The organism is Streptomyces sp. CB01201 (genome assembly GCF_002803085.1).
In the GTDB taxonomy this organism is placed as follows: Bacteria; Actinomycetota; Actinomycetes; order Streptomycetales; family Streptomycetaceae; genus Streptomyces; species Streptomyces hundungensis.
Window position 1 is genome coordinate 60,220 of record NZ_NNBJ01000030.1, and the last position, 25,173, is coordinate 85,392.

A 25,173-nucleotide genomic window follows, 5' to 3' on the forward strand; every position below is an offset into this window, starting at 1 on the left:
AGCAGCACTGACCACGGGAGGTGATCCCGTGGGCGCACTGCCTCCGGTGTTCGTGGAGTTCGTCGGCAGCTTCGCCGGAGTCAAGGCCGCAGCGACTGGGGTCAAAACCCAGATCGCCGAGGTCGACGCGGCCGGTGCCGGCGCTTTCGCCAAGACCGGAATGATGGGCAAGGCCGCTCTCCTCGGCCTCGGCGTGGCCGCCGGGCTGGCCGCGAAGAAGACCGTCGAAATGGCGGGCGACTTTCAGGTCCAGATGACCCGAGTCCGCACGGGTGCGGGCGAAGCCGCCTCCAACATGAAGATGGTCGGCGACGGCGTCCTGGCCATGGCTGGCCAGGTCGGGCAGTCCACGTCAGAACTGACGGCTGGCCTCTACATGGTGGAGTCCGCGGGCTACCACGGCGCCGACGCCCTGAAGGTGCTCCAAGTCTCCGCCGAGGGCGCCAAGGTCGGCGCGGCCGACCTGCACACCACCACGGACGCGGTCACCACCGCGATGAACGCGTACAAGATGAGCTCCGGTGACGCCACCACCGCGATGAACTCCCTGATCGCGACGGAGGCCGAGGGCAAGACCAACCTCGAAGCCCTCGCCGGGTCGATGTCGTCGATCCTGCCCGTCGCCGCGGCGGCCGGGGTGCGCCTGAACGAGGTCATGGGCGCGATGGCCACCATGACCGCCCAGGGCACTCCGGCCGCGGTCGCCGCGACGTACCTGCGGCAGACGATCGGCCAGCTCTCCAACGTCCTGCCGAAAGCGGCGACAACGATGAAGGGGCTCGGCCTCAACGCCATCGACGTCGAGAAGGAGCTGGGCTCCCAGGGCCTCGCGGCGACTCTGACGACGCTGACCGACGCGATCAAGAACAAGATGGGCCCGAGCGGCACCGTCCTGATCGACACGTTGCAGAAGGCCAGCTCGAACAGCAAGGACTTCGAGGGCCAGCTCAACAAGCTCGGCGGCTCCCAGAAGACCTACATCGGCGCGTTGGCCACCATGGTCGGCGGCACCAAGTCGATGATGGGCGCCCTTCAGCTGACCGGGCCGCACATGGCCACGTTCCAGGCGAACATCAAGGGCGTCGACGAGCACGTCAAAGCCGGCGGCAAGAGCGTCGAGGGCTGGGCCGACGTCCAGAAGAACTTCAACCAGAAGATCGCCGAGGGCAAGGCCTCCATGGAGGCCATGGGCATCCAGATCGGCCAAGTCCTCATGCCCTACGTGCAGACCCTCATCGGGCTACTGGCGACGGGCGCCGCCTGGCTGGCCAAGCACTCCCTCGCGGCGAAGATCGCGGCCGGGCTGATCGGCGGGATCCTGGTCGCCTCGATCGTCGCGGCGACCGTGGCCCTGTACGGATTCATCACCTCCGCCGCCGTCCTCGAAGCACTCCCGATGGTCGCCCTGATCACGGGCATCATCATCGTGATCGTCCTGCTCGCCACCCACTGGCGCCAGGTGTGGAACGTCATCAAGTCCGTCGCGGAGACCGTCGGGCATGCCCTGACGTCGGTCTGGCAGTCGATCGCGAGCACGGCGACGTCGATCTGGCACGGCATCACCGGCATGGTGATGAGCGTCTGGAACGCCATCGCGGGGTTCTTCATGTCGGCGTGGCACCGCGTTGTCGATCCGCTGGTCGCGGGATGGAACTTCCTGTGGGGGATCACGCAAACGGTATGGAACGCGATCTCCGGATTCTTCCGCAAGTGGTGGCCACTCTTGTTCGTGATCTTCATGCCGTTTGTCGCGCTGCTCGTCGCGATCTGGAACCATTTCCACACGCAGATCATCGGCACGGCCATCTCGGTCTGGAACGCGGTCTCCGCGTTCTTCACGACGGTCTGGAATGGAATCAAGGCCGTCGCCTCCGCCGTCTGGTCGGTCATCCACGCCGTGATCATTGATCCGATCACGGAGGTCTGGACCGATGTAAAGATCATTTGGACAGCGTTGGGGATCTACCTCAGCCAGAAGTGGACAGCGATCAAGGCCGTCGCCTCGGTTCTGTGGAACGCGATCAAGTCCAGCATGATCACACCGATTCAGGGCGCACTCTCCACCATCATGAGCGTGGTCAGCCGCATCGCCTCGGCTATCTCCAACGGGCTCCGCTCCGCCTGGAACGCCGTCAAGGGCGTGGGCAGTTGGTTTCTGTCCATCGGCTCGGACATCGTCCACGGCATCATCCAGGGCGTAGAGAACGCGGGCGGCGGGCTCCTCGACAAGCTGAAGAACCTCGCCGGGGACGCCCTCAGCTCCGCCAAGAGCTTCCTCGGCATCAACTCGCCAAGCCGGGTGTTCGCGGACCATGTCGGCGCGGCGATCCCCGAAGGTATCGCCAAGGGCGTTGTGGACAACACGCATCTTGCTGTGCGCTCGGTCGTCGGCATGTCCGGAACGCTCGCAAGCCAGCGCGTGGGCATGCCCTCTCTGGCGATGGCGGGCGCGGGCGGCGGCTTCGGGCCCGCGCCGGGCGGGGGCACGGTGACCGTGCACCTGCACGTCCAGGGCTCGATCCTCACCGACAAGGATCTCCAGGACGAACTCCAGCGGCAGTTCCTCCAGCGCGGATCCATTCAGGCGCAGACCTACCAGCCCTTCCGGAGGTGACCGTGGCCCTCAACCAGAACTGGCCCGTGATCGAGGAGGCGTGGGGGCCGTACTGGAACGCCACCACGGCCTTGACCCCGGTGGACCGGTTCGTCGAGGTCACGCCCACCACCACCAGCAAAAGCGACAGTAAGCGGGGGCGGCAGTACGAGCTGGACCAGATCCAGCCCGGCACCGCCTCCACCGTCCTGTCCAACCCGACCGGCACCCTCGACCCGGCGAACTCGGCGAGTCCGTTCTACGGGAAGATCGCGCCGTTCCAGCCGGTGCGCCGCCGCGCGATGTGGCCGCCGTCCATCAACCTGTTGTCGCAGATCATGGCGACGGGCGGAGACCTCGGCGGCTACGCCGTTGGCGCCAGCGTCCTGGGCGCGGACATCTTCAGCGACACCGACCCCTCAAGCTCCGGCATCGTCGCCGCCTCTGCCACGGCCTTCCAGGGCGCCAACGTCTTGCAGTTCTCCGTGCCAAGCGGCTCAGCCACGAACGCACGGATCTGCTACACCCCGGAGACCGCGGCACAGCCCGGCCAGACGTACACCGTGCAAATGCGCATCCGGAACATCACGCCCGGCACGACGCTCCAGGTCAAGGGCAGTCAGGGCTGGTACCTGACACCGCTCGCCTCGACCACCACATTCGCCTACGGCTCGGCCGTCACGCTCACCGGCTCGGCCACCGCGGCATGGACGCAGATCACCGCGACCGCAACCTGCCCGGCCGGCGCGCTGGGCATGAACATCGGCGTGGCGGTCGCGGCGACCGCGGGCGCGGCCTGCACGATCCAGGTCGACGCCTGGCAGCTGGAGAAGGGCAGTTCAGCATCGGCGTGGGCGCAGCCTGGCGTCTGGTACCCGATGTACCTCGGGTACACCAACCAGTGGAAGCCCGCGTTCTCCGGCAACCAGTACTCGACGGTCACGCCCAACTCGGTGGATGCCCTCTCGCTGTTGTCGCAGTACATCCTCGACAATCCCCTGACCGAGGCGCTGACGGCGGCCGGCGCCCGCTTCGTGTACCGGCTCGACGAGGGTTCGGGCGCCACGCAGTTCGCCGACGCGACGGGCAACAACGGCGTCGTCGGCATCATCAACTCGAAGAATGGCGCGGGCTCCATCTCGCCGGGCACGCAGATTACGGCGACCGACCCGGTCAACGGCGTGTTCACGGGCAGCTCGGGCACGGTCACCACTTTCGCTAACCCGCACCCGGGGCAGGGCGCAGGGTTCGCGTCCAGCGTGATCAGCCTGCCGACCGCCGGGATCGTCGGACCGACCAATCCGGCCTCGTGGACACGCGCGATCGCGTTCCGGTACACCGGGCCCACCCCTACGGATGCCGCGTGCATCTGGTCGTCCATGGACCGGCAGCACGCGGCGACCGGCACGGTCGCTACGGGAAGCAGGGTCTTCCTGTTCATCTCCACGGACAGTCATCTGCACCTGACCATCGGCGGCCCGGGAGGCTCCTACGGGAGCGTCACCTTCACCGCCAACAACGGCAGCTTCCCTAACGTCGTCGACGGCAACTGGCACCTTGCGATCTTCGGTTGGAACGAATCCACCGGTGAGATGCGCACGTCCCTCGACGGCGCCAACTGGTTCTTCACCGGCTTCACTTCGGCGATTACACCGACTGGTCTGGTCTCCGACTCGGTTGGCGCCTGGTACGACGTCGGCCTCGGCGGCGCGGCAGGAAACAACTGGCAGGGCGACCTCGCCTTCGCGGCGGAGTTCACTACCTACCTGTTCAACCCGAACACCGACGCGATCTACGCGGCCTGGAAGAACTCGTTCACGGGCGAGTCGACCAATGCCCGGTATCTCCGCATCCTGAGCTACGCGAGCAACGAGGTCGGCTGGATCATCCAGCCCGGCCTGACCCGGTCAATGGGGCCGGCCGACTTCGCGGGCCAAGACGCTTTCACGGCGCTCCAAGCCGTAGTGGACACCGAGGGCGGATCGCACTTCGTTGACGCGGCCGGCTGGCTCAACTTCCGGTCGCGCGGCGACCGCTACAACGCCACCGTGCCCATCTACACGTTCGGCGAGAACGTCGCAGGCGGAGAGTTCCCCTACGAGAGCATCGACCCGGACTACGACACGACGCACCTCGCGAACGTCGCCACCGTCAGCCAGGTCTCGCCCGCCTCGAAATTCACCGCGCAGGACTCGACGTCGGTCGCGGCCTACGGGCCGCGCACGATGACGCGGACCGTCAACTCGACGTCGCCGCAGGAGTGCCAGGACGCGGCGTCGTATCTGGTGTCGCGGTACAAGCAGCCCGCGTATCGCGTTGCCGCGCTCAAACTCCACCCGAGCGCCTACCCGGCGCTGTGGCCGGTGCTGCTCGGCCTGGAACTCGGCACCCGGGTCAGGGTCATGAAGCGGCCGTTCGGCGCACCCGCCATCACCATCGACTGCTTTGTCGAGTCGATCCAGTATGACCTGAGCGACCAGAACGACGCCTGGTGCACGCTCCAGTGCAGCCCTGCCGACCTCACGCCCTACGGCATCCTCGCGGCCTGGCACACGACGCTGAAGACCACCGTTGCCTCTGGCGTCACCTCGATCACGATCAACAACTCGGCGGACAACACGAACCCCTTGGCCGCCCAGCTGGCCGCGGGGACGCAGATCGTCCTCGGCCAGAACACCGCCAACCAGGAGACCGTCACCGTCTTGTCCGTGGGCGCGACCTCGACGGGCTGGACCAGCGCCGTCCTCACCCTCACCGCGGCCACCACCAAAGCCCACACCGCCGGAGACCTCATCAACGAGGCCCTTCCGGCCGGGACCACCGACCCCACCACCTGGGACGCCGTCGCCAAGTTCGACAGCGTCGCGTTCGCCTACTGATCGGAGGAGCCCGTGGCTCGTACCGTGCCCGCCGCGGCCACCGTCGCCCCCGGCCAGTTCATCACCGGGGCCCTCTGGAACGCCCAAGTCACCGCGCTGAACAACTTCGCCCTGGCGGCGCCGGTGTTCTTCGGCTACGCGACGACCACCCAGTCCATCGCGGGCAGCAACGCGATGGTCGCCCTCAACCTCGACACAGAAACCCTGGACGCGGACGGCGGGCACAGCACCGTCACCAACACGTCCAGGTACACGCCGACTGTGGCCGGGCTGTACCTGGTGATCGGGTCGGTGGGCTGGCCGAACACGGTCACGGGCGACCGTCGATTGCAGATCGGCCTTAACGGCGGAGGCGTCATCGGCTCAGGTGCGTCCTTCGACCCCTCCAACGCCGTGACATCCGGCATGCAGACCAGCGCGTTCGTCACCTGCAACGGCACCACCGACTACATCGAGGTCATGGCCGCGCAAGCCTCCGGCGGCTCCCTCGTCACCAGCGCAGGCGCCAGCATTTTCACCGCGTCCATGCGCGTGCTCTGGATCAGCCGATAGCAAGGAGAAACGTCGTGAGCAGCGTCTACGAGACCACCGAGTACCAGTTCAGCTTCACCATCAACGCCGAGACCGGCGAGAACGACGGCGGCTTCACGCTGACCACCGCGGCCGGCGTCAACGACGAGATCGCCCTCGGCATCGTCGCCGCGTTCAACGCGCAGCCCTGGCCGCACGGCGTCGTCAACCCGATGTCGGTGCTCAAGCAAGACCTTGAGAACCGGGTCTACAGCACGAACCTCAACGCAACGCCACCGAACTTCAGCTGACCCTGCCACCCTGCGCCCCGAGCCCTGTGGCCGGGGCGTTCGTCATGCCCTGGAGGCAATCGTGATCCGCTTCATCGACGAGTACCCCGGGGCCGGCAGGCTCGGCCGCCACGTCGAGCACGACCCCCGCTCCCTCGCCTACGCCCTGTCCGAAGACCTCCTGCCGAGCACCTACACCTCGGCCACGCACACCGTGCGCATCGGAGTCCTGGACCAGGCCGCCCTTGGAAGCTGCACCGGCAACGCCGCCGAGGCGCTGGCCGGCACGGATCCGCTGTACGACGCGATCCCCGCCAAGACCGCCACCCGGCCGACGGGCGACCCGGTACGCGACGAGCAGCAGGCCGTCGCCCTGTACAGCGCGGCCACCCGCCTCGACTCGATCCGCGGCAACTACCCGCCCACCGACACCGGCTCCACCGGCCTGGCCGTCGCCAAAGCCGCCCAGAAGGCCGGGCTGATCAGCGGCTACCAGCACGCGCTCAGCCTCGACGCGACCCTGAAGGCGCTCACCGCGACGCCGCTGATCGTGGGCGTCAACTGGTACGAAGGATTCGACACCCCGGACTCGGCGGGCTTGGTCCACGTCTCGGGCTCGGTGCGCGGCGGCCACGAGTTCCTGCTGTACGGCATCGACGCGACCGCGAACACCGTGCTCGCACGCAACAGCTGGGGCACCGACTGGGGCGCGGCCGGCTGCTTCTCGTTCTCGTTCGACGACCTCGGCCGGCTCCTCGACGAGGACGGCGACGCGACCCTGTTCGTGCCGCTGACCAGCCCGGCGCCCACGCCGACACCGACCCCGACTCCGGTGGACGTCGACCAGGCGCTCGCAACCGCTGCCCGGACCTGGCTCGCGGCCAAGGGCCTGTGACGTGGGGGTCTACGGGCAGGACTGGGCGTCGTACCAGTCGCCTGCCCCGGACACGAACGGCCTCGACTTCGTATTCGTCAAGGTCACCGAAGGCATGTCGTACATCAACCCCGAGTGGGTGGCGCAACGCGACCACGCGAAAGCGGCCGGCCTGGTGTGGGGCGCCTACGCGTACCCCCACATGGCCAACGACCCGCAGGCCGAAGCCGACTTCTTCCTCGCCCAGGTCAACTGGCAGCCCGGCGACCTCATCGTCCTCGACTGGGAGGGCTACGACGCCGCCAACTCGGCAGTCTCACGGGCGCGGCAGGCCGAGTACAAGGACGCGTGGCTGCGGTACGTGAAGGGCCGCATGCCGCACCTGCGCGTCGGCATGTACGCCAACACGGACTACTGGCTCAACGTCGACCAGACCTCGTACTACGGCGACTTTCTCTGGATCGCCACCGCCGGCCGCGCCGCCGGTGATCCCGGCATTCAGGCGGACTGGCTGTTCCACCAGTACAGCGAGGCCGGCGGCCTCGACCGCGACTACTGCCACCTCGACGCCGCCGCCCTCCGCGCGTGGGCGCTCGGAACCCAACCCCAACCGGAGGACGACATGCCCACCCCCGCCGACGTCTGGTCGTACTCCCACGGCGACAAGCCGGACGTCCACCAGACCCTCGCCAACGCCGCGGCCGCGGCAGCCGCAGCACAAGCCGGCGTCGCCGCGCTCAGCAAGAAGGTCGATGCCCTCACCACGACCGGCGCGAGTGACGCGCAGATGCAGGCGCTCGCAGCCTCGATCGCCTCGAACCCGGCGCTCTCCGACGCCATCGCCGCGAAGGTCGCCGCGAACATCGCCGCCCGCCTCGCCAACTAGCAGAAACGGATCTGCCATGCCTCTCACCAACGCCGAACTGTGGGCCGCGGCCCTCGGCTACGTCCTCCCGCCCGTCATCGCCATCGTCAACCAGCCCAAGTGGTCCGGTGCGATCCGCGCCCTGTTCATGCTCCTCGTGGCCGGCGCCGACGGGCTCGGCAGCGCCTACTTCACCGGCGAGTTCTCCGGGAAGGCCGCCATCACCTGCGTGCTGACCGCCGCCGTCGCGATCGGCGTCGCCTACCACACCGTGTGGAAGCCCAGCGGGATCGCGCCGGGCATCGAGGTCGCCACCTCCACCGGCAGCAGGGCCCCGCAGCCGGCCGGGCCGCAGGGCGTCTGATGTGGGGCGCGGGGGCGCGGCGGCCTATCTCGCGCCGCCGCGTCGTCCTCGTCGTCGGCGGCCTCGGCTGGGCCTCATACGGCTACTTCGGGATCATCGGTAACCCCAGGTACGGCACGTCGAGGAGCCTGGACTTCCTGACGCGACACATCTCGCTGGCCACGCTCGGCTGGGGCTGGGTCGTCTGTGGGCTCGCCGCCGCGCTGATCGGACTCGCAACTGCCCGAGGGCAGCACGTCGGGTTCGCGGCCCTCGCCGTCCCAGCCGCCGTGTGGGCGGCAGCCTTCACGATCTCGGCGGCCCAGGGATACGGACCGGCGTCGGGTTCAGCAGCCGGATGGGTGAGCTTCGCGATCATCATTACGTGCGTGAGCGGCATGGAGGACCCTCTGCCACCTCACCTCAGAAAGCGGCGGTGACCGATGGACTGGGAAGTGATCGCCACGGCCGGTGTCGGGGCGCTCGGGGGCATGGCCGCCTGGTCACAGACCCGCCGGGCAGCCCGACGAGACGATTTCGCGGCGATCACAGCACGCCTCGATCAAGAACTGAAAGACGAGCGGACCCAGCGGAAGCTCCTCACAAGCTTCGTGCTCGACCTGATGAAGTGGGCCCAGAGAGTCGAGCCAACCTCGCAGGCCGGGCCGCTGCCGGAACCGCCGCAGGAACTCGACCTGTCACCCTGGCGGAGGTAATGCGTTTTGTTCTGCTTCACTGCTGGCAGACCGTCGAACCGAGGGGCGCGCCATGACAACGATGATCCATACGACGCGTGAAGAATTGGAAGAGCAGCGCCGCCAGCTCTTGGCAGAGGTGCGCATGGATTTTTCCGAGCTTCGAGACCGCGCAGCGGCCTACAACCTCAGCGCGGATGAACTCGACGTTTGGCACACCATCGAGGGCATCGACTACCTCCTCGAAGGCGACCACATGACCACCACGCTCATCTCGGCCGCCGCTCAGCCCGCCGCCGCCCCGCAGGCCCGCCGGATCCCGCTCGCCGACCGCGCCGCAGCCCAGCACGCCGGACGCGTCCCCGCCGCGCTCGACCGCGTCACCACAGCCGCCGACAACGTGCCGTCCGCCTCGGCGTTCCAGTCCTCGCTGTAGCTCCCAACGTGCGCCCCCTGCCAGGCCTTCGGGTCCGGCAGGGGGCGTCTTTGCGTGTAGCGGAGGAGCCGTGTCAGCCTCGGCTGGCCTTGACTGCATCGGTGTAGAGCTCGGTGGTCAAGTCGTCCTCCTCGATGCCGAGTTCGCCCAGGACGGAGCGGACGTCGTCAAGGGCCGCATCGACGTCGCCCTCCTCGGCGAGGGTTTCCAGCTCAATGAACGTGCCGTCGATCTCCGGGACGCGGACCAGCGTGGCAAGCATCTTGCGGCCGTTGGCCTCGAAGTCGTAGTTGCGGCACCGCTTCTCGAACTTGATGAGCGGCACGTACCCGAGTCCGCGGAGTACGGCATGCACGGCCTCGGGGTCACTGACGGTCGTCTCGTGTTCCGGCTTCGAGCCTGATGCCTTGTCGACCTTGGCGCCCTTGAAGGTCAGCAGGGTGCGGGTTTCGTCCGTGCCGTGGATGGTTCGCACGCGCAGCTCTTCGTCGGCGCTCTCCAGGCGGCCGGCGGAGTCGTCATAGTAGGTGTCCTGGTATACCTCGGCCCGGCCCGTGGCTCGCTCGTCGAGCCGCTTGAGTACCGACTCGGGCGCATGGACGTGCGCCTTCAGCTCTGCCTCGATCACCAGCGATCCCCTTTCCTACACCGTGCGTTCGGCCCCGTCGACGATCGCCTGCATCATGCGCCGGAACCCGCGGTACAGCGGTCCGTGCGGTGTCTCCATCACCTTGTAGCACGCCGACTCGTGCCCTTCCCAGCCCGCGTCAAAAGCGCCGACGAACATCGTCGAATCGGTGCGGATCACCCGCCAGGTTGGGAGCATGCTGTACCGGTAGACCTGCACGTCGCAGGTGCCGGCCAGTTCGCGCAGCCGTGCCTCGGCCAGACGCACACCGCTCGCCAGGGATTCGACCGACTCACCGATCTCGGCTGCTCGTTGGGCGAGAGCGTCGGACTCAGGATCAAGCAGCAGTAGGCGCACCCGCAGACCGTGGCCGCCCTGCTCGCGCGGTAGACAGGCCCGGAGCAGAGAGTCGTTGAGGCCGATCAAACCGAGGCCGCGGACCGCTAGGACATCGAGTTCCCGCGCCGCGCGGGCCTGCTGTTGGATCTCCTCGCGAGCGGACGCCTGGGCCGCGTAGACGCGTACCACTTCGGGAAACGCGGCCAGATCGAAGGCGGCCCCGCCGGACCGTTTCTCTCTGCTGGCCGCGAGGCCGAGCAGGTGGCGGGCATCGTCGGGCATGTCGAGGCCATCGGCGATCCGCTCGTACACGTCGAGGCGGGACACTTCCCGATGGCCGTTGATGATCTCGTTGACGCGGCCCTGCGCCATGTCGACGGCTGCGCCGATCTTCGCCTGGCTGGCCCCGGAGTACTGCTGAACGCACCGGAAGACCGCGCCCATGTCGCGGCGTCGCAGCGCCTGGCGGACCTCAGCCGTCTCCCATGCCCACAGGGGCAGGTCGATTCCCGGCGTGATCGGCTGCACGGCCAACTCCTCTATCCGTGAACGGAATAGGAATCCATCTCAGCGTGAGATTACCGCTTGGGTATCGAGCCAGCACGGTGCGTCACAAGATCCTTGGTGCCGACGTAGCCGACGGCGGAGGCATCCATGAGCACACCCGCATCCCACCCCTTGAAGGGCGCGGACAGCACGGCAATCTCCGACTGGCTTGCCGCGAGCCTCAACACTCCCGGCAACGCCCACCGCCAGTGGGCCGAGACCACAGTCGCCGGCCTCGCGCTCGGCCGGCGGTTCGCCGCGGTACGGCTGGAGGACCAGCTGGTGTACGCGGTGGCGGTCAGCTCGCCCGCGATGACGACGGCATCCACCGTGCTGGGCGCCCTGGGCGGCCCCATCATCCACGCCCCGCACAGCCGCCGGTTCTACGCCCTGGTCCCCGCCTCCCCGCCCGGTCACGTCCTCGGCCCGCACGCCGAGTACCTGGGCCTCGGCTGCTTCCTCGGCGTGCCCCGGGTAGGCGACGACCAGCCCGACGAGCTCGCGAGCTACTGGTTCGTCCCCATGACGAGGCCGGGCGCCCTGTGCGATCCGAACCGCGTGCTCGACCTGGTCGAGACGGGCACGGCCGTGCTCAACAGGATGACCGAATCGTGAGCCAGACACAGACACCCAGCGCCTACGTCACCCCAGAGTGCCGCGAGGCCCGCAACCTCTTCTGGCGCGGCGGACACCTCCTCTGCCCCGGCCCGCTCGAAGTACGGCAGCCGCCTGGTGCCGTGGCCATAGAGACACTCCGGTGCGCCTGCTCCTGCCACGAGACCGACCGTTGACTCCCCGACCTGGCCGACGCGCCCTCCCTGCCACACTGACGCCATGACTGACACGCCTTGGGTCAACCCACCGAAGAACCCGCCGGTCCAGTGCATCAAGTGCAAGGGCACGGCGGTGGTTCTCACGAAGGCGGCGCACCCCGAGACCGGTGAGTTGCAGTGGCGGCTCACCTGCCTGGATTGCCGTGTTGCCTGGCCCCAGGACCAGCACGGAGGGCACCCCGATGAGTACGCCTAGGAGGAACGATGTTCCTGCACGCCCGCAAGCTGATCAAGAAACTCGCTGAACTGTGCGACTGCCCCGCCTGCGGCAGCAAGTCGTACTACATGGACACGAACGGCAAACAGCACTGCATGGACTGCGGGAACGAGTGGTGACGCCGGCACCCGTCGAGGGGCAGCTCACCGACGACATGGCGTGGGCTCGGTTGTACGACCTGGCGCTCAGCGTCGCCGAGGAACACGGCGCGACCATCCCTGAGAGCGCACGCACCGTCGGGCCGTACCGATTCATGAAGGCCATCACGGACATGGACAACGGCCTGACTCTGTCCTGGGAGGGGCGGAAGGCGTAACAGCCCCGCGAACTCCGCTCCCTGCCGCCGCCGATCCGGCAGGGAGCGGGCTGGACCCGTTTCGGCTGTGCCCCCGGGATACCGAGCCGGAGCGGTGCGAGAAGGCCCCGACCGGGCGTGCGGATCCGGTCGGGGCCTTCGCGTGCGCGGAACCATGATCCACATCACTTCGGCCGAGCATCGGCCGAGCTGGCGATCTCCAGACCCCCGAAAACGACCGAAGCCCCAGCTCGGTATCTATCTGAGCTGGGGCTTCTCGGTAGGCCATGTCGGACTCGAACCGACAACCAACGGATTAAAAGTCCGCTGCTCTGCCAATTGAGCTAATGGCCCTTGGCGAGTCACCCCCGAGCATAGCCGGACGGCGCCCGGCAGCCGATCGGGTATCGGTTGTCGGGCCCGTCGCGGGTCGCGGGTCGGGGCGCCGCGTCCTGGCGGATGCGGACAGAGTGGGGCGAATCTCCGCTCGGGGCGGGTTCGGTCCGCCCCGGGTGTCAGGCGGCGGGCTCACTCCCGCGGCGCCCCCGCCCCCTCCGGCCGCAGGAACCAGTGCCGGGCCGAGGCCAGCCACCACACCGTGGCGAAGCCCAGGACCGCCAGGACGGCGATCGGAGCGTAGTTGAAGGTCTCCCAGGTGACCGGGGAGACCTGCGGCAGCATGAACAGGACTGTGATGACCGCCACCCAGGCCACCGCCACGATGCCGATCGGGCGCGACCAGCGGCCCAGGTGCCAGGGGCCCCGGGCGAACCCGTCGCCGCGGAACAGGCGCAGCAGGGTGGGGATGACGTACGCGATGTAGAGGCCGATGACCGCGATCGAGGTCACGGCCGCGTAGGCCGTCACGTTGATCAGGTAAGGGAGGCCGAGGACCAGCGCCGCGCCCGCGGCCAGCCAGACCGCCGCGACCGGGGTGCGGGTGCGCGGGCTCACCGTGTGCCACAGGCGCGAGAACGGCAGCGCGCCGTCGCGTGAAAAGGCGTAGATCATGCGGGAGTTGGCGGTCACCGAGGCCATCCCGCAGAAGAGCTGGGCGCCGATCACCACCAGGAGGAGCAGTTTTCCGCCGGTCGCGCCGAGCGAGTCCAGGAGGATCTGGGCGGGGGGCGCGCCCGTGTCCGAGTTCAGCTGGGTGTCGTACGCGCCGATCGCGTACGTGAAGCCGAGCAGGAGCACGAAACCCGCTATCCAGGACGTCCAGATGGAGCGGACGATGCCGCGCGGGCCGGCCGTCGAGGCGTCGTGGGTCTCCTCCGTCATGTGGGCGGAGGCGTCGTAGCCGGTGAAGGTGTACTGCGCCATCAACAGGCCGATCAGCACCACGTACACGCTGTTGGTGAAGCCGGTCTCGTTCACGAAGTCGGTGAAGACGAACGAGGTCGAGCGGTGGTGGTCGGGGACGAGCGCCAGGGCCGCCACGATCGCCAGCACGCCGAGCACGTGCCACCACACGCTCACGCTGTTGAGGAACGCCACGATCCGCACGCCGAAGGTGTTCAGGAGGCCGTGCAGGAGCAGGATCGCGGCGAAGAGCAGGATGGTGCGGGCCGGGGTGACCCCGAAGCCGAACTGGAGGTTCAGGTAAGCCCCGAGGAAGGACGCCGCGCCGAAGTCGACGCCCGCCGTCACCGCGATCTGGCCGAGGACGTTGAACCAGCCCGTGAACCAGGCCCAGGCGGCGGCCTGCCGGGGCGGCGCGAGGCGGTGGGCCCAGAAGTAGAGGCCCGCCGAGGTCGGGTAGGCGGAGCAGATCTCGGCCATCGCGAGGCCGACGATCAGCGTCATCAGGCCCACCGCCACCCAGCCCCAGGTGATGAGGGCGGGTCCGCCGGTCTTCATGCCGTACGCGTACATCGTCAGGCAGCCGGAGAGCACGGAGATGATCGTGAACGAGACGGCGTAGTTGGAGAACGCCGACATGCGCCGGGCGAGGACCTGCTTGTAGCCGAGCTGGGCCAGGAGTTCCTCGTCGGTCGTCGCGCCGGTGGTGCCTGGTGTCTGCCCTGGAGTGCCTGGTCTCTCAGGGGAGTTGGGGCTGGCGTCGTTTGTCATGCCCCCAGCGATTCCCAACCCGCGGGTAGGGCATGCGTCGGCGCGGGGCCGAGATGGCCGATATCCAGCGGTCCGGAGGGCTCGGCAGCTTTGGTTACGGGTTCGGGCTCCGGCTCAACTTCCGTGGTGCCGGCCAGAAGCCAGGGCGCCGGCGAGCCGCGCTCTCGGATCGCCGGTGACGCGGTGCGCGGAACGTCCGGTGGGCCAGGTCGAGATTCCGTCGTCCAGCCACCTCGGAACAACGTGGAAGTGCAGATGGGGCACCGACTGCTCCGATCCGGGGCCGCTGGCGCTGAGGATGTTCACGCCCGAGGCGTTCAAGGCGGTCCGCGCAGCCTCGGCCACGCGCTGCACCAGCGCCGTCGTCCCGGCGAGCACCTCGGGCGGGGTCTCGAACACATCCGCATAGTGCGACGTCGGAACCACCAGAGTGTGCCCCGGCGCCAGCGGGTTCAGTGGAGCAAAAGCACAGGCCACCGGGCCACGATGCACCCAACTCGCCGTGCCCTCACGGATGAGCCCGCCGAAAGTGCAATCCATGCGACCGACCCTGCCAGATGGGGGGTCACGAGCGCCGGTCCCCCGGGGGGGCGGTAGGTCCGGAGGGTTCGGGGTTCACGGGTTCACGGCCGCGGAGTTCACGGGTTCACGGGTTCACGGGTTCGCGGCCGTGGAGTTCGAGGGGGCGCGCCCGCCAGGGGGGGCGGCTCGGCCCACGCACAAGGGCCCGTACGCCACCGGGCAGGTGGGGTACGGGCCCTGATGAGCCGTCGGGCAGCGGGATCAGCCGTTGCGCCTCAGGCGGGGTTCAGCACGATCAGCCGTTGCGCTTCCAGCGGGGCTTGTCGTCGCGGCGGCCGCCGAAGGAACCGGTGTTGGTGCCGGTGCCGCGGTGCTCGTCACGACGGCCGTACGGACGGTCGTGGCCGCCGGAGCGGAAGCCGCCGCCGGAGGGACGGTCGTCACGACGGTCGCGGTTGAACGGACGGTCGCTGCCACCGCGGTTGAAGCCGCCCGAGGGGCGCTCGTCACGACGGTCGCGGTTGAAGCCGCCACGGTCGCCACCGCGGTCGTCGCGGTTGAAGCCACCGGACGGACGGTCGTCGCGGCGGAAGCCGCCACGGTCGCCACCGCGGTCATCGCGGTTGAAGCCGCCCGAGGGACGGTCGTCGCGACGGAAGCCACCGGACGGACGGTCGTCGCGGCGGAAGCCGCCACGGTCGCCACCGCGGTCGTCACGGTTGAAGCCACCCGAGGGGCGCTCGTCACGACGGTCACGGTTGAAGCCGCCCGAGGGACGGTCGTCACGACGGAAACCACCGGAGGGACGCTCGTCACGACGGTCGCGGTTGAACGGACGGTCGCCGCCACCGCGGTTGAAGCCGCCCGAGGGACGGTCGTCACGACGGTCGCGGTTGAAGCCGCCACGGTCGCCACCGCGGTTGTCGCGGCGCTCGAAGTTGCCCCGGTCGTCACGGCGCTGGAAGTTGCCGCGGTCCTCGCGGGATTCCTGCACCGGCACGGCAGCGGCGGCGGCAGCCGCGACCTCGGCCTCGGCCTCGGCGGCGACCTCGGCGACCGCGGCCTCCGGGTCCTCGCCGCGCTCACGGGCGGCGCGGGCCACCAGGCGGTCGGCCTCCTCGCGGAGCTCACCGGCCCGACGGGTCAGGCGCTCCAGCTGCTTGGTGAGGTCGGCGACCTCGCGCTCGGCCTGCTTGGCCGAGTTGTTCGCGGAGTCGGCCTGGACCTCGGTCAGCGAACGGGCGCCGGTGATCTCGGCGACCTCCGGGTCGAACGCGCCGGCGCTCTGGATGATGTGGCGCGAGGCGTCGACGCCCGCGTCCTCCATCAGCCGGAAGATCTGGCGGCGCTGGTGCGGCAGCGAGAGCGAGACGACGACACCGGACTTGCCGGCGCGGGCGGTACGGCCCGAGCGGTGCAGGTAGTCCTTGTGGTCGCCGGCCGGGTCCACGTTGAGGACCAGGTCGATGCCGTCGACGTGGATGCCGCGGGCGGCGACGTCGGTGGCGACCAGGGCGTTGACGTAGCCCTTCTTGAAGTCCTCAAGGACGCGGGTACGGGCGCCCTGGGTCATGCCGCCGTGCAGCGCGTCGGCCTTCACGCCCGACTCGCAGAGCTGCTCGGCGATGCGGTCCGCGCCCAGCTGGGTGCGGACGAAGATGATCGTGCGGCCCTTGCGGGCTGCGATGGCGGCGGTGACCGGCGCCTTGTCCTTGGGCTTCACGACCAGGACGTGGTGGGTCATCGTCGAGACGTTGCCCTGCGCGCTGTCGACCTCGTGCGTGACGGGGTTCGTCAGGTAGCGCTTGACCAGGGTGGAGATCTCGTTCTCCATCGTGGCGGAGAAGAGCATCCGCTGGCCGCCGCCGGGGATCTGGTCGAGCAGCTCGGTGACCTCGGGCAGGAAGCCCAGGTCGGACATCTGGTCGGCCTCGTCGAGGACGGCGACCTGGACGTTGGCGAGCGAGCAGGCGCCGCGGTTGATGAGGTCGCGCAGCCGGCCCGGGGTGGCGACGAGGACGTCGACGCCGCGCTCCAGGGCGTAGATCTGGTTGCTCATCGAGGTGCCGCCGCAGACGACCTTCATCTTCAGGCCGAGCACGTCGCCGTACGGCTGGAGGGCGTCCGCGACCTGCATCGCGAGCTCACGCGTCGGCGTGAGGATGATCGCGCGGGGCTTCTTCTTCTCGGTGTGCCCGCCGGCCAGCGCGGCCAGGGTGGGCAGACCGAAGGAGAGGGTCTTGCCGGAGCCGGTACGGCCACGGCCGAGGATGTCCTTGCCGGCCAGGGCGTCCGGGATGGTCGCGGCCTGGATCGGGAAGGGGGTGGTCACCCCGTTCTGGGCGAGCTTGCGCACGACGCCCTCGGGCAGACCGAGGTCCGCGAAGGTGACGGCCGGCTCGGTGTTCTCGTCCGCCTCGGAGTCGGATTCGACGATCTCGACGACCTCGATGACGTCGGAGGCCGCTACGGCCTCGACGACGTCGTTCTCACGGGCCTCGATGGAGTCGTTGTTCTCGTTCTCGGGCAGGACGGAGTGATCAGTGCTGGAAATGGACATGCGAAATGCGAAACCTTCCGGAGTCTCGGCACGCGCCCGTCAACTCCGTGAATTCGCAATTCGACCGCCTCAATGCGGTCAGCCACGGCTAGGGAGAGTACGCGCCACACGGCGCTCTTCTGTGTCGGCGCCGGGCAATGGGATCAAACGATCTACTACCATACGCACCCCCACCCCCCTAAGGCAAACCGAGTCCCCCTAAACCGGTCCGACCTGCGGTGATGCACTGGGCTCCGACTGGAGCGGAGCCTGGTTCGTGCGCAGCGCGCTGTTGTGCGTGTCGGCCCCCGGAGTCGTCGACGGGGAGGCCGGCGGAGGCGAGACGGGCGGCGGGGGCGGGGACGAGACCGGCGGCGGGGCCGGCACCGAGTGGCTGGCCGACGGAGCCGGCCGCGAGGGGGCTCCCGGCGACGGCTTGGCCGGGGCCGGGACGCCGGGCTTCGGGTGCGCGCCCGCCGAGGGCACGGCCGCGCCGGACGCCCCAGGCGTCCCGCTCGCGCTCGGCACCCCGGACGAGCCGCCCGGCGCCTTCGGGTCGTGCTTGCCGGTACGTTCCCGGCCCTCGCCGGAGCCGCCCTTGCCCTCGTCGTCGGATTTGGCGGCCTCGCCGTGCCGCCCGGCGGACACCGACGGCTTCGGCTTCCCCTCGTTGTCGCTCACGCTCATGCAGCCCGCCGACGCCGTGAGCACCAGGACGGTCACGGCCAGCTCGGCCAGGCGGACAGGGGTGGTCAACTGGCGCACGGGGGCACCTCCGGGACACGGGAGTGGGGTCACACGTTCCAACTCCCGGCCCCCCACCGGGGACACGCCCGGGCCGCACCCGGCTTGCGCCCGACATCCGTCCGACATTCGTCCGACAGCCGTCCGGCATCCGTCCGGCATCCCTCCGAGACGGCGTGGCCCTCGCGCCGGGCGCGGAAGGGGATCACCGGGCGCGGGACCGAAGCGGCGGGCGCGGGACGGAAGCAGCGGTCGCGGAACGGGAGCAGCGGCACCCGGGCCAATTCGGCGGCGGGATCAGCCGTAGCCGAGGGCGTGGAGGCGCTCGTCGTCGATGCCGAAGTGATGGGCGATCTCGTGAACCACCGTCACCTCCGTCTCGGCGACGACTTCCTCGCGCGTCTCGCACATCCGCAGCGTGGGACCCCGGTAGATGGTGATCCGGTCCGGGAGCACCCCGGCGTACCACTCGCCCCGGTCGGTGAGCGGGGTTCCCTCGTAGAGGCCGAGCAGCTCGGGATCGTCGGGGGCGGGTTCGTCCTCGACGAACACCGCGACGTTGTCCATCAGCCGTGTCAGCTCGGGCGGGATCCGGTCCAGCGCCTCGCCGACCAGTTCCTCGAACTCCTCGCGCGTCATCTCCAGCACCCGGCCATTGTCGGTCACGTATCGGCGTACGGGCGCGTTCGGGCGTGTTCGGACGCGTCCGCGCGGCCGTCCGGCCCCGCCGCACCCCGCCGCACCCCGCCAAGTGCCGCCGAGTGTCGCCGAGCGCCGCCGGACCCGTGCCGGGCGGCCCCTCGGCGGCCGGGGCGCGGCGGCCTCGGCGCACCCCCGCGTGACCTCCCCGGAAACCGTTTTGGCGATACCTCCCTGCATCCCATATGCTTCTCACGTCCCCGACGCGCTGCGAAGCGCCCAGGCGGGCCAATTAGCCCTCATCGTCTAGTGGCCCAGGACGCCGCCCTTTCAAGGCGGTAGCACGGGTTCGAATCCCGTTGGGGGCACGCACAATCCTGTGCGAGACTTGGTCTCGCGCAAGCTTGGTCCTGTGGAGCAGTTTGGAGTGCTCGCCACCCTGTCAAGGTGGAGGCCGCGGGTTCAAATCCCGTCAGGACCGCTGCGGTTCACTTCGGTGAAGCGCGTGGCTGGGTAGCTCAGTTGGTACGAGCGATCGCCTGAAAAGCGATAGGTCGCCGGTTCGACCCCGGCCCCAGCCACACCACTGAAAACGTCCCGGACGGCATGCCGTCTGGGACGTTTTTCATGGCGTCCGGCGCACAGGCCGTCGTCGCGGTGGCTCAACACCGCTTCGATGCCCGTCTCCGTCCCGTTGCCGCGTACCTGCCCCGGACGCCGGCCGAGACCGTGAGGGCCCGCGGGACGCACGGTTGCGCGCGTACGGCCCGCACGGCTCCGAGGGATCCCCCGTATTCCCCCGCATTCACCGATGAGATCGCGGACGGCGCTGATGGGACGCGGCCGGGGGCATCCGCCGTGGCTGCCGCGCCCGGTCCGGTTGCGGACCCGGGCGGCCCGTTCGCAGGCAGGATCTACGTGGGCGTGGACAGGACGACCGTGCGTGGCGGCTGCGGGGACTGGGCCGGAGTGACGTGGGCGGTGCCCGTGCGGAATTCCTGGGGGCTCATGCCGCGGACGCGTTTGAAGGCCGTCGAGAGGGCGAAGGCCGAGCTGTAGCCCACCCGGCGGGCCACCGTCGCGATCGTGGCGTCGCGCTCGCGCAGGAGGTCCGCGGCGAGGGCCAGACGCCAGCCGGTCAGGTAGGCCATCGGCGGCTCGCCCACGATGTCGGTGAAGCGACGGGCCATGGAGGCCCGCGAGACGCCGGCCTTGAGCGCGAGTTCCCCGACGGTCCAGCCGTGGGCGGGGTTCTCGTGGAGCAGCCGCAGGGCCAGGCCGACCACCGGATCGCTCTGGGCGCGGTACCAGGACGGGGACCCGCTGTCGGGTTCCGCGAGCCAGGTGCGCAGAGCGCCGACCAGCAGCAGGTCCAGCAGCCGGTCCAGGACGATCTCCTGGCCCGGTTCGTCCCTGGAGATCTCCGAGGCCAACAGGGGCACCAGGGTTCCGTCGGCGGTCTCCGCCGGGCGGACCAGGATGGCCGGCAGCGTGGTCAGCAGCCGGCGGCCGATCTCACTCGGCGTCTGGTAGGTGCCGCTCAGCATCACCGCCGAGTCGACGTCCTGGAAGCCGTCGCCCCAGGTACGGACGCCGAGCGCCATCCGCTCGGTGACGTCCTCGCCCTCGAGCGTGCTGCACCGCTGCTGAGGGCCGACGATGACCTGGACCGGCGTGTCCGGGGCGTCCGCGAGGGTGTACGGCTCGGGGCCCCGCATGACGGCCATGTCGCCCGGGCGGGTCAGGATCGGGGTGCCGTGGTCAGGTATCAGCCACGCCTCACCGTGCACCATCGTCACGACGGACAGCGGGGCCCGGTCTTCGATGCGCAGTGACCAGGGTGGGTTCAAGACGGACTTGAGGAGGAAGGCACCCCGGGCCTTCGGGGCTTCGAGGAGGCCGGTCAGCGAGTCCATCCATACATCCTTCCCATACATCCTTCCAAAACAGCCCGAGGAAGCGCCCGCTCTCCGTCGGGGGGTTTCGGGAGAGCGGGCGCCGTTCCGGGAGGGGTGGACCAGGTGGTGCGGCGGGGCTAGGCCGCTGCCGCCCGGCCGTGCAGCGTCAGTACGCGGCCCAGCGCGGTCAGGGCCGCCGTACAGGCCACCGTGCGAACGAGGTTGCCGGAGGTCCAGCGGTTGCCGAAGCGGGAGCGGGCCGCCGCGGCGTCTGGCCCGGCCAGTGCGAGCTGGTTGTTGAGAGGGATGTTCACCATCGCGGTCACGGCCATCGACAAGCCGTACAGCGCGAAGGCGAGCCAGCCCCAACGCGCCGCGTTCGGGCGGCCGCCACGCTGCTGTTGCGAGGCTGCCAGCCCGGTCGCCAGGAAGGTGCCCAGGAAGAGCAGGCCGAACAGGCCGTTGTCGATCGCCTCGTTGATGTTGCGCATGGCCGTCACGTAGGTCTGGTCGTCGCCACGCCCCAGACCCGGCATGACCGAGACGTCGAACGCGAAGTAGAGGCCGGCCATCAAGCCGGTGCCCACCGTCGCCGCCACCAGGGATACGGACTCCTTCGCCGTGGCGGTCACGTCAGACGTCCCAGACCCCGGCGGCCGCCGCGTCGCGGGCGAAGTCCGCGAAGTCCTTGGGCTTGCGGCCCAGGGCCTCCTCCACACCGTGCACCAGATGCGCGTTGCGTCCGTCCAGGATCGTGGTGAACAGATCGGCGAACTCCTCCGGGAGGTCGTTGTCGCGCAGCACCGCGCGGTACTCCTCACTCGTGACCGTGGTGTACGTGATCTCGCGCCCGGTGGCCTTCGAGATCTCGGCGGCCACATCGCTGTAGCTGAGCAGGCGGGGTCCGGACAGCTCGTAGGTCTTCCCGATGTGCTGGTCGTCGGTCAGCGCGGCCACCACGACGTCGGCTATGTCGTCGGCATCGACGAAGGCCTCCACCGCGTCGCCGGTCGGCAGGGCGAGCTCGCCGGCCAGTACGGGATCCAGGAAGAAGCTCTCGGAGAAGTTCTGGTTGAACCAGCTGGAACGCACGATGGTCCAGTCGGCGCCGGAGGCCTTCAGGTTGTTCTCGCTGACCTGTGCGGCTTCCTCACCGCGCCCCGACAGCAGCACCAGGCGACGCACGCCGCTCGCCACCGCCATCTTGGAGAACGCGCCGACCTGCTCCGCGGCCCCCGGGAAGGCGAGGTCGGGGTGGTAGGTCACGTACACCCGGTCGACGCCGTCCAGCGCCGGCCCCCACGTGGCGGGCTCGTTCCAGTCGAAGGCGGGCTCGCCCGTCCGGGAACCGATCCGGACCTGACGGCCCTGGGCTGAGAGCTTCTGGGCGACACGTCGGCCGGTCTTGCCGTGACCGCCGATAACGAGGGTGATCCGCGTGTTCTGAGTCATGAGTGCAGTCAAGTCCAGTCCCGCGAGACGCACCATATCCACGAATCTCAGGTTCATACGCGTGCGTCCAAGGATCAGGAAACGGGCGGAAGAATCCGCCAACGCCCATAGGATCTCCGCGACTTGACGATTTCACGACCGCTGTCCTGAAGCTCCCGCGCCCGGGAACTCCGGGGCGTACGAGCAGGGGGACACGATGGAGACCGCGCGCTTGGCCTCGCTCATAGCGGCCACCGTCACGATGGGCCTGGTCAGCGGCCTGTTCTACGGTTTCGCCATCGCCGTGATGCCAGGCCTCAAAGGCGCCGACGACCGTACGGTCATCGAAGTCATGCAGCGCGTCAACGTGGCCATCCTCAATGGGTGGTTCATTCTCGGCTACCTCGGCGCGTTCGTCTGCACCGCCCTGGCGCTGGCCCTGCACGTCCCGTCCGACGGCCGCGCCGTGCTGCCTGCACTGATCGCGGCCCTGGTCTGCTGCATCGTTTCCATGGGCATCACGAACAAGGTGAACATCCCCCTGAACAACGCCCTTGCGAACGCCGGCCCGGCCGCAGCCGGCCGCGAACCGGCCGCCGTTCGCCGCGCCTTCGAGGGCCCCTGGGTGCGCGCCAACGTCTGGCGCACCGTGCTGTGCACGGCCTCAACCGGTTTTCTGGCCTGGGCCTTGTTCCTGCACGGCAGGATGCGCTGAGCGCCGGCCGCCGGTCGGCGCGGCGAGGTCAGCGGGTGGCACGTCCGTAGAGGACGAGGGCGCGGGAGAGGGCCGTCAGGGCAGCCGTGCACAGCAGGGTGCGCATGATGTTGGTGGTGGCCCAGGTGCCCTTGAACTTGTCGACGATCGAGAAGTCCGTCATCTTCGCCGCGTTGCCCGCGTCGGCCAGCTCGTTGTTCAGCGGGATGTCCACGGAGAAGGTGATCATCAGGACGATGAGGTAGGCCACGGATGCCGCCCCCACCCAGATCGCCACGGCGCGGCGGCCCTTGCGGAACTCGACGACCGCCGAGGCCGCGGACGTCAGCAGCGCGAGCACGAACACCATGCCGAAGAGCCCGTTGCCGTCGATCGCCTTGTTGAAGGACTGCATCGCGGTGACGTACGTACGCTCGTCACCCGCCGCCAGACCCGGCATCACGGAAATGTCGAACGCGAAGAAGAGGCCGGCCATTAACCCTATGAGGATCGTCGAGATCAGGAGAAGGGCGGTCGCCACCTTGCTGCTCCCGGCGGCGGGCGCCGGCCCGGGCGGGCTTGTGTACGGACCGGGGCCGCCACCGGGATACTGCTGGTAGCTACCGGCAGGATTGTAGTTCATGGCACGTCCTCATCTCAGATGGTGGGAAAATCACCTGTCGCTCTTCATGCACGCATCCGATGGCATCATTCCACGTATCGGGCCGTTCACCGGAGGCACCAAGCGGAACCAGGCACGCCATTTAATAAAGCGGTCGCTTAAAGGGAATGTCGATCCCCTTTTCCGTCGATCCGACCTTAGCGGATTCTGAAGTTGCCCATCATTCCCATCACCTAATGATCCAGAAGGTGGCAATCGTGGATGTATGTCCCTTTGTTGCGTTCTGAAGGTGCCGTTCAGCTTCACCACCCCGCCGGGGAAGAGGCGGACCGTGCGCGTGCGGCCCACCCCGGCCGGGCCCGTCGCGGCATGGCCGCACTCCCGGCACCCGGAGCCGGACCGGATGCGTACGGGGGCAGCGCGAGATGATTACATTCGCATTCGTAACGGTTCAGAATCCCGAGCTGCGGTGCCAAGCCGAGGCGCAGCACCCCCGCCATCCGGTCCGGTGTCGCGGGAGTGTCCGAGGCACAGCGGCGGGCGCCGGGGCAGCCGGGCGTGCGACGGGTGCCGCCGCAGGTGAGCGGCGGCAGCCGTCGAGCGGATGGATCAGGCGTCGGGAATGGACGGTACGCGGTGGGCGGACGCGCCGTGGGCGCCTTCGGTGACCGCCGTCAGGACCGGCTCAAGCGCGGTGAAGCGGCCCGGGGCCCGCCACGGCTCCTGGGCGCGCAGCAGCCCCAGGTACGCCGCCTCCGTCTCGGGCGCCGGGCTGATGCCCAGCTCCTCCGCCAGCACCTCGCGCAGCTGCTGGTAGCTCCTGATCGCCTCGGCACGGTTGCCCGCCCGGGTGTGAGCCGTCATCCGGCAGCGGTAAGCGCTCTCCCGGAACGGTGCGCGGCGGACCGCCTCCTCCGCGTATCGCAACGCATGGTGCTCGATACCGAGACTGGACGAGGACAGGCTCGCGATCTCCAGGGCCTTGAGGCGGACTTCTTCGAGTTGCTCGCGCATCGTGTTGACCCACTCGCCCTCGCGCGAGGGAAGGAACGAACCACGCAGGCTGGTCACCGCGCCGGCCGCGAGCTGCTGGGCCACCACAAAGGAGCCGTTTGCGAAAGCATCGGCAGCTTCGGTCACCGCGGCTTCCGCGCACTCCACGTCCACGACCACGTCCTGCGGCAGCCGCAGAATGTAACGGCCCCCCTGCGCCACCAGCGGAGTGACCCCGGGCTGATCGTGCGAAGTCGTGACGAAGGTGCGCACACGACTCACGACGCTCCGCAATGCGGACGCCCAGGTGTCCGGAAGCCCCTCAGGCCACACCGTTTCCGCTAATTGGTGCCGTTCCGTACCGACGTTCCGCTCAACAAGCATCCGAGCGAAAGCCACCTGCGCCTGGGCACTCGAAAGACGCCGAGGTGGACCCCCGTTTGTCTCGATTGTGACTAGATTGATGAGCCTGATCATCACTTCAGCTCCCCCAAGCTCGTGCATAGCTTCTCTTAGCTTGTGCGCCCAGAGGATATGTACGGGCTATCAGCGGATGTCAACCGGGATAGCAAATAACAGTACGACAACGCTGTGTGTCCCATCCTCCGTAGCGGTCTTGCGCCGCTATTGCGCCCCGCGGGCATTAATGAGTTCCGCCAGGGCCCGCCCGAAAGA

28 protein-coding genes and 4 tRNA genes are annotated in these 25,173 nt (G+C 68.9%); 19 read left to right on the forward strand and 13 right to left on the reverse strand.

Going from position 1 to position 25,173, the window contains the following annotated elements; translation table 11 throughout:
* Window positions 1-28: 28 nt before the first annotated feature.
* The 10 genes from CG740_RS37365 (at window position 29) to CG740_RS41370 (ending at window position 9,485) form a co-directional block, all read left to right on the forward strand.
* Window positions 29-2,614 carry a phage tail tape measure protein gene (locus CG740_RS37365; protein WP_100579778.1) on the forward strand — a complete coding sequence of 862 codons (2,586 nt, stop codon included), beginning with the start codon at window positions 29-31 and terminating at the stop codon, window positions 2,612-2,614.
* 2 nt (window positions 2,615-2,616) lie between these two features.
* A complete protein-coding gene (locus tag CG740_RS37370; RefSeq protein WP_100579779.1) occupies window positions 2,617-5,472 on the forward strand; it encodes a hypothetical protein in 2,856 nt (951 codons plus the stop codon).
* A 12-nt stretch (window positions 5,473-5,484) separates the two neighbouring features.
* Window positions 5,485-6,024 (forward strand): hypothetical protein, encoded by a 540-nt coding sequence (locus CG740_RS37375; protein ID WP_159030537.1) that lies wholly within the window; start codon window positions 5,485-5,487, stop codon window positions 6,022-6,024.
* A gap of 14 nt (window positions 6,025-6,038) precedes the next feature.
* On the forward strand, window positions 6,039-6,293 hold the full coding sequence (locus CG740_RS37380) for a hypothetical protein (protein ID WP_100579781.1): 255 nt from the start codon (window positions 6,039-6,041) through the stop codon (window positions 6,291-6,293).
* A 61-nt stretch (window positions 6,294-6,354) separates the two neighbouring features.
* The gene (locus CG740_RS37385) at window positions 6,355-7,167 is read left to right on the forward strand and encodes a C1 family peptidase (protein ID WP_100579782.1); all 813 of its coding nucleotides are present in this window, start codon (window positions 6,355-6,357) and stop codon (window positions 7,165-7,167) included.
* A gap of 1 nt (window position 7,168) precedes the next feature.
* Window positions 7,169-8,032 carry a glycoside hydrolase family 25 protein gene (locus CG740_RS37390; RefSeq protein ID WP_100579783.1) on the forward strand — a complete coding sequence of 288 codons (864 nt, stop codon included), beginning with the start codon at window positions 7,169-7,171 and terminating at the stop codon, window positions 8,030-8,032.
* Window positions 8,033-8,048: 16 nt separating this feature from the next.
* On the forward strand, window positions 8,049-8,375 hold the full coding sequence (locus tag CG740_RS37395) for a hypothetical protein (protein ID WP_100579784.1): 327 nt from the start codon (window positions 8,049-8,051) through the stop codon (window positions 8,373-8,375).
* On the forward strand, window positions 8,375-8,794 hold the full coding sequence (locus CG740_RS37400; RefSeq protein WP_100579785.1) for a hypothetical protein: 420 nt from the start codon (window positions 8,375-8,377) through the stop codon (window positions 8,792-8,794). Before CG740_RS37395 ends, CG740_RS37400 begins: the two co-directional genes overlap by 1 nt.
* A gap of 3 nt (window positions 8,795-8,797) precedes the next feature.
* Window positions 8,798-9,070 (forward strand): hypothetical protein, encoded by a 273-nt coding sequence (locus CG740_RS37405; RefSeq protein WP_100577137.1) that lies wholly within the window; start codon window positions 8,798-8,800, stop codon window positions 9,068-9,070.
* Between the two features lie 52 nt (window positions 9,071-9,122).
* Window positions 9,123-9,485 (forward strand): hypothetical protein, encoded by a 363-nt coding sequence (locus tag CG740_RS41370; protein ID WP_234376721.1) that lies wholly within the window; start codon window positions 9,123-9,125, stop codon window positions 9,483-9,485.
* 73 nt (window positions 9,486-9,558) lie between these two features.
* Here the strand turns inward: CG740_RS41370 and cyaB are convergent, their stop codons facing one another.
* Window positions 9,559-10,113, reverse strand: coding sequence for a class IV adenylate cyclase (gene cyaB / locus CG740_RS37415; protein ID WP_100579786.1), 555 nt, complete (start codon window positions 10,111-10,113; stop codon window positions 9,559-9,561).
* A 15-nt stretch (window positions 10,114-10,128) separates the two neighbouring features.
* On the reverse strand, window positions 10,129-10,980 hold the full coding sequence (locus CG740_RS37420; protein ID WP_234376722.1) for an XRE family transcriptional regulator: 852 nt from the start codon (window positions 10,978-10,980) through the stop codon (window positions 10,129-10,131).
* A 126-nt stretch (window positions 10,981-11,106) separates the two neighbouring features.
* On the opposite strand from CG740_RS37420, the gene CG740_RS37425 reads away from it, so the two are divergent.
* From CG740_RS37425 to CG740_RS37435, 5 genes are read left to right on the forward strand one after another with little or no spacing between them, the layout of a single operon-like run.
* Window positions 11,107-11,613, forward strand: coding sequence for a hypothetical protein (locus CG740_RS37425; protein WP_159030538.1), 507 nt, complete (start codon window positions 11,107-11,109; stop codon window positions 11,611-11,613).
* On the forward strand, window positions 11,610-11,789 hold the full coding sequence (locus tag CG740_RS40095) for a hypothetical protein (RefSeq protein ID WP_159030539.1): 180 nt from the start codon (window positions 11,610-11,612) through the stop codon (window positions 11,787-11,789). The genes CG740_RS37425 and CG740_RS40095 overlap by 4 nt, the downstream gene beginning before the upstream one ends.
* A gap of 43 nt (window positions 11,790-11,832) precedes the next feature.
* Window positions 11,833-12,027, forward strand: coding sequence for a hypothetical protein (locus tag CG740_RS37430; RefSeq protein WP_100579789.1), 195 nt, complete (start codon window positions 11,833-11,835; stop codon window positions 12,025-12,027).
* Window positions 12,028-12,035: 8 nt separating this feature from the next.
* Complete coding sequence (locus tag CG740_RS41685; RefSeq protein WP_267895446.1) at window positions 12,036-12,167, forward strand: hypothetical protein; 132 nt, start codon at window positions 12,036-12,038, stop codon at window positions 12,165-12,167.
* Window positions 12,164-12,364, forward strand: a complete 201-nt coding sequence (locus CG740_RS37435) for a hypothetical protein (protein WP_100579790.1) — start codon at window positions 12,164-12,166, stop codon at window positions 12,362-12,364. The genes CG740_RS41685 and CG740_RS37435 overlap by 4 nt, the downstream gene beginning before the upstream one ends.
* A gap of 260 nt (window positions 12,365-12,624) precedes the next feature.
* Here CG740_RS37435 and CG740_RS37440 read toward each other — a convergent pair.
* The 6 genes from CG740_RS37440 to CG740_RS37465 all read right to left on the reverse strand — a co-directional run bounded on the left by CG740_RS37440 (window position 12,625) and on the right by CG740_RS37465 (window position 18,869).
* A tRNA-Lys gene (locus CG740_RS37440) sits at window positions 12,625-12,697 on the reverse strand.
* A gap of 174 nt (window positions 12,698-12,871) precedes the next feature.
* Window positions 12,872-14,416, reverse strand: coding sequence for an amino acid permease (locus CG740_RS37445; RefSeq protein ID WP_100579791.1), 1,545 nt, complete (start codon window positions 14,414-14,416; stop codon window positions 12,872-12,874).
* Between the two features lie 114 nt (window positions 14,417-14,530).
* Window positions 14,531-14,956 (reverse strand): HIT family protein, encoded by a 426-nt coding sequence (locus CG740_RS37450; RefSeq protein ID WP_100579792.1) that lies wholly within the window; start codon window positions 14,954-14,956, stop codon window positions 14,531-14,533.
* 277 nt (window positions 14,957-15,233) lie between these two features.
* Window positions 15,234-17,498: a DEAD/DEAH box helicase gene (locus CG740_RS37455; RefSeq protein ID WP_100579793.1), complete on the reverse strand. Its 2,265-nt coding sequence runs from the start codon at window positions 17,496-17,498 to the stop codon at window positions 15,234-15,236.
* A gap of 198 nt (window positions 17,499-17,696) precedes the next feature.
* Window positions 17,697-18,242, reverse strand: coding sequence for a hypothetical protein (locus tag CG740_RS37460; protein ID WP_100579794.1), 546 nt, complete (start codon window positions 18,240-18,242; stop codon window positions 17,697-17,699).
* A gap of 276 nt (window positions 18,243-18,518) precedes the next feature.
* The gene (locus CG740_RS37465; RefSeq protein WP_199846692.1) at window positions 18,519-18,869 is read right to left on the reverse strand and encodes a metallopeptidase family protein; all 351 of its coding nucleotides are present in this window, start codon (window positions 18,867-18,869) and stop codon (window positions 18,519-18,521) included.
* A 286-nt stretch (window positions 18,870-19,155) separates the two neighbouring features.
* On the opposite strand from CG740_RS37465, the gene CG740_RS37470 reads away from it, so the two are divergent.
* The 3 genes from CG740_RS37470 to CG740_RS37480 all read left to right on the forward strand — a co-directional run bounded on the left by CG740_RS37470 (window position 19,156) and on the right by CG740_RS37480 (window position 19,441).
* Window positions 19,156-19,228, forward strand: a tRNA-Glu gene (locus CG740_RS37470).
* A 38-nt stretch (window positions 19,229-19,266) separates the two neighbouring features.
* Window positions 19,267-19,341: transfer RNA gene (locus CG740_RS37475), tRNA-Asp, on the forward strand.
* Between the two features lie 26 nt (window positions 19,342-19,367).
* Window positions 19,368-19,441 (forward strand) — tRNA-Phe (locus CG740_RS37480).
* A gap of 333 nt (window positions 19,442-19,774) precedes the next feature.
* On the opposite strand, the gene CG740_RS37485 is transcribed toward CG740_RS37480, so the two are convergent.
* The 3 genes from CG740_RS37485 to CG740_RS37495 all read right to left on the reverse strand — a co-directional run bounded on the left by CG740_RS37485 (window position 19,775) and on the right by CG740_RS37495 (window position 22,210).
* Window positions 19,775-20,776, reverse strand: a complete 1,002-nt coding sequence (locus tag CG740_RS37485) for an AraC family transcriptional regulator (RefSeq protein WP_100579795.1) — start codon at window positions 20,774-20,776, stop codon at window positions 19,775-19,777.
* A 119-nt stretch (window positions 20,777-20,895) separates the two neighbouring features.
* The gene (locus CG740_RS37490; protein ID WP_234376723.1) at window positions 20,896-21,390 is read right to left on the reverse strand and encodes an anthrone oxygenase family protein; all 495 of its coding nucleotides are present in this window, start codon (window positions 21,388-21,390) and stop codon (window positions 20,896-20,898) included.
* Window position 21,391: 1 nt separating this feature from the next.
* Window positions 21,392-22,210: an NAD(P)H-binding protein gene (locus tag CG740_RS37495; RefSeq protein ID WP_100579843.1), complete on the reverse strand. Its 819-nt coding sequence runs from the start codon at window positions 22,208-22,210 to the stop codon at window positions 21,392-21,394.
* Window positions 22,211-22,406: 196 nt separating this feature from the next.
* Here CG740_RS37495 and CG740_RS37500 point away from each other — a divergent pair, with 196 nt between their 5' ends.
* On the forward strand, window positions 22,407-22,904 hold the full coding sequence (locus CG740_RS37500; RefSeq protein WP_100579796.1) for an anthrone oxygenase family protein: 498 nt from the start codon (window positions 22,407-22,409) through the stop codon (window positions 22,902-22,904).
* Window positions 22,905-22,932: 28 nt separating this feature from the next.
* On the opposite strand, the gene CG740_RS37505 is transcribed toward CG740_RS37500, so the two are convergent.
* Window positions 22,933-23,526: an anthrone oxygenase family protein gene (locus CG740_RS37505; RefSeq protein ID WP_100579797.1), complete on the reverse strand. Its 594-nt coding sequence runs from the start codon at window positions 23,524-23,526 to the stop codon at window positions 22,933-22,935.
* Between the two features lie 588 nt (window positions 23,527-24,114).
* Window positions 24,115-24,780 carry an AfsR/SARP family transcriptional regulator gene (locus tag CG740_RS37510; RefSeq protein ID WP_234376724.1) on the reverse strand — a complete coding sequence of 222 codons (666 nt, stop codon included), beginning with the start codon at window positions 24,778-24,780 and terminating at the stop codon, window positions 24,115-24,117.
* Window positions 24,781-25,173 lie beyond the last annotated feature (393 nt).